Source organism: Halarchaeum acidiphilum MH1-52-1, from assembly GCF_000474235.1.
Taxonomy (GTDB): Archaea; Halobacteriota; Halobacteria; order Halobacteriales; family Halobacteriaceae; genus Halarchaeum; species Halarchaeum acidiphilum.
Genome location: NZ_BATA01000132.1, coordinates 1 through 2,228, shown reverse-complemented (window position 1 = coordinate 2,228; position 2,228 = coordinate 1). Strand labels below are relative to the sequence as shown.

Genomic DNA, 2,228 nt, shown 5'->3' with positions numbered 1-2,228 from the left:
CGAGGAGGAGACGGTCGAGGGCGACGAGGAGGAGACGGTCGAGGGCGACGAGGAGTAGCGGGTTCGGACCCATCGAGCGACGTTTCGAACCCTCGTTTTTCGCGCCGAGTCGAGCGAGTGGTCGCGGCCGCGTCGAGCGCCGCGATCGGGCGCCCGGATCGCCGAGCGCGTCCGGTTACCTGCAGGTAACCCCCTCACGCGAGCGTTACCGAGGTACTATATTGATGGCGTTCGTTTTACCAGACACGATGAACGAAGAGACGGTCCAGGACCTCCCGCCGAGTGCGAAGCTCGTCCTCAAGGTGCTCGAGTATAACGGTGGCCTGACCCAGAAGGAGATCGTCGAGAAGTCCCGGCTCTCTCAGCGGACCGTCCGGGACGCCCTCGAACGGCTCCAAGAGAACGACGTCGTCCAGAAGGACATCTACATCCCGGACGCCCGGCAGAACCTCTATCAGCTGGCCGTCGAGACGGAATCGGACGCCGAGGCGTCGGACGAGCAGAGCGCCGCGCTTCTCGATTAAGCCGTCGGTTCGCCCGCTTCGAGGTACTCGTCACCCCACTCCGCGAGCGCCAGCACGACCTTCTCCAGCGACTCGCCCGTCTCCGTCAGCGAGTAGCGCACGCGGATCGGCTTCTCCTCGATGACCTCCCGATCGAGGAGGCCCTTCGATTCGAGGTCGTCGAGGCTCTCCGAGAGCACCTTGCTCGAGATGCCATCGACCTCGTGTTGGAGTTCGTTGAAGCCGGCCGGCCCGTTGACGAGCAGCCGGTGGATGATGACCGGGTGCCACTTCTTCCCGATGAGCGTGGCGGTCGCGGTGATCGGACACCACTCCTCCCCGGGGCACTGTATCTCGAGCCGCTCGGTTTCGCTCACAGGTACGCTGAGACCCCCGAGAGAAAAAAGGTTACCTCCGGAAATCGGGTTACCGTCCGTAGTCGCCCCGTGCGAAGCACGCCACTCTTATTCGCGTACCGCCTCGTGAGCGTATGGAGAACGTCACCGACCGGACGAGCAACCCGTTCGGTATGCGACCGGACACCGACGCGTACGTCCCCGGCTACGGCGACGCGAACGCCGACTTCCACGTCGTCGGCGATCACCCGGGCGCGCACGGCGGCGCCGACACCGGCGTCCCGTTCACCGGCACCGACGCGGCCGTCCGCCTCCAGCACGCCCTCGCGGCCGTCGACCTCGTCACCGATCCCGGCGACGCTCCCGGCGTTGACAACCTCTTCTTGTCCTACCGGCACATGGGCGTCCTCGACGAGGAACGGTCGCCGACGGCCGCCGACTACGCCGAGATGGAACCGTTCTTCGACGCGGAACTGCGCGCCATCACGGCACACGTCCTCCTCCCGGTCGGCCGCGCCGCGACCGAGCACGTCCTCGAACAGTACACCGCGCGTCGCGAGAAGGTGGACACGGCCGACATGGCCGCGATGCACGGCACGGAGATCCACGGCAGCGGCTTCCTCGTCGTCCCGGTTCGCGACCCGCGCGAGTGGGAGACGGGCGACGACGAGGCGCTCGCGACGGCGCTCGCCGAACTCATGGCCCGAGACTACCGCCGCGAGTCCGACCTCGGGCGCTTCCTCACCGGTCCCGAGCCGTACCGGGTCCGCTGACGCGACCGATCGGTCGGTTTTTTGTGCCGGCCCCCCGCATCGCGTGTCGTGAAACGCGGGTACGTCCCCCTGCTCCTCGCCGTCGGTTGCGCGATGGCCGGCGGTCTCGCGTTCGGCGCCGGGGGACCGCTCGCGGCCGGCGCGCTCTCCGGCTACGCGTACGGTGACGTCCCCCGCTCGCAGAGACGCCGATCGAACTCGAAGTGACCGAGCGCCCGAGGGGACGTTCGTCACGCTCCGCCTGCGCTACCTCGTCACGGCCGAACGCGGCCGGCGGGTGAAGAACGAACGCTACCGGCGGATCCTCGAACGCTTCACTGACCACCCGGATCGCGTCGCGTTCCCGGCCGGTCGCGATCGGTAGGCGCGCGGCTCGTCGGCGGCGTGGGGGCGACGAGAGCGAAAAAAACGACGGTCGGATGCCGAACGCGTTAGTGCTGGCGGACGGCGATCAGGGCCGCACCGGCGAGCGCGACGAGGGCGACGCCGGCGCCGAAGCCGGGCGACGAGCCACCGCTCGTGCTCTCCTCGCTACTCGTGGAGGTCGCGGAGGACGTGCTGGTGGAGGTCGCGTTAGCGCTCGTCGACGTGCTGGT

General features: G+C 68.3%; 6 protein-coding genes. 4 read left to right on the top strand and 2 right to left on the bottom strand.

The annotated features are described in order from the left end of the window. The first annotated feature begins 248 nt into the window (after positions 1-248). Entirely contained in the window at positions 249-524 is a 276-nt protein-coding gene (locus AOZ13_RS13475; protein WP_020221501.1) for a MarR family transcriptional regulator, read from the top strand. Here AOZ13_RS13475 and AOZ13_RS13470 read toward each other — a convergent pair. Beyond that, complete coding sequence (locus AOZ13_RS13470) at positions 521-880, bottom strand: winged helix-turn-helix transcriptional regulator (RefSeq protein WP_020221500.1); 360 nt, start codon at positions 878-880, stop codon at positions 521-523. The genes AOZ13_RS13475 and AOZ13_RS13470 overlap by 4 nt on opposite strands. A gap of 113 nt (positions 881-993) precedes the next feature. Between AOZ13_RS13470 and AOZ13_RS13465 the strand changes: the two genes are divergently transcribed. From AOZ13_RS13465 to AOZ13_RS14090, 3 genes are read left to right on the top strand one after another with little or no spacing between them, the layout of a single operon-like run. Beyond that, on the top strand, positions 994-1,632 hold the full coding sequence (locus AOZ13_RS13465; protein ID WP_021780865.1) for a uracil-DNA glycosylase family protein: 639 nt from the start codon (positions 994-996) through the stop codon (positions 1,630-1,632). Positions 1,633-1,680: 48 nt separating this feature from the next. Next, positions 1,681-1,839, top strand: coding sequence for a hypothetical protein (locus AOZ13_RS14280; protein WP_020221499.1), 159 nt, complete (start codon positions 1,681-1,683; stop codon positions 1,837-1,839). Beyond that, the gene (locus tag AOZ13_RS14090; protein ID WP_021780864.1) at positions 1,796-1,996 is read left to right on the top strand and encodes a hypothetical protein; all 201 of its coding nucleotides are present in this window, start codon (positions 1,796-1,798) and stop codon (positions 1,994-1,996) included. Before AOZ13_RS14280 ends, AOZ13_RS14090 begins: the two co-directional genes overlap by 44 nt. 67 nt (positions 1,997-2,063) lie before the next feature. On the opposite strand, the gene AOZ13_RS15810 is transcribed toward AOZ13_RS14090, so the two are convergent. Then, a partial coding sequence (locus AOZ13_RS15810) for a PGF-CTERM sorting domain-containing protein (protein ID WP_148294610.1) occupies positions 2,064-2,228 on the bottom strand: 165 nt, incomplete at its 5' end.

Excerpts from the sequence above, each read along its gene's own strand:
- AOZ13_RS13475 (WP_020221501.1), top strand. The coding sequence starts at position 249 with ATGAACGAAGAGACGGTCCAGGACCTCCCGCCGAGTGCGAAGCTCGTC.
- AOZ13_RS13465 (WP_021780865.1), top strand. The coding sequence starts at position 994 with ATGGAGAACGTCACCGACCGGACGAGCAACCCGTTCGGTATGCGACCG.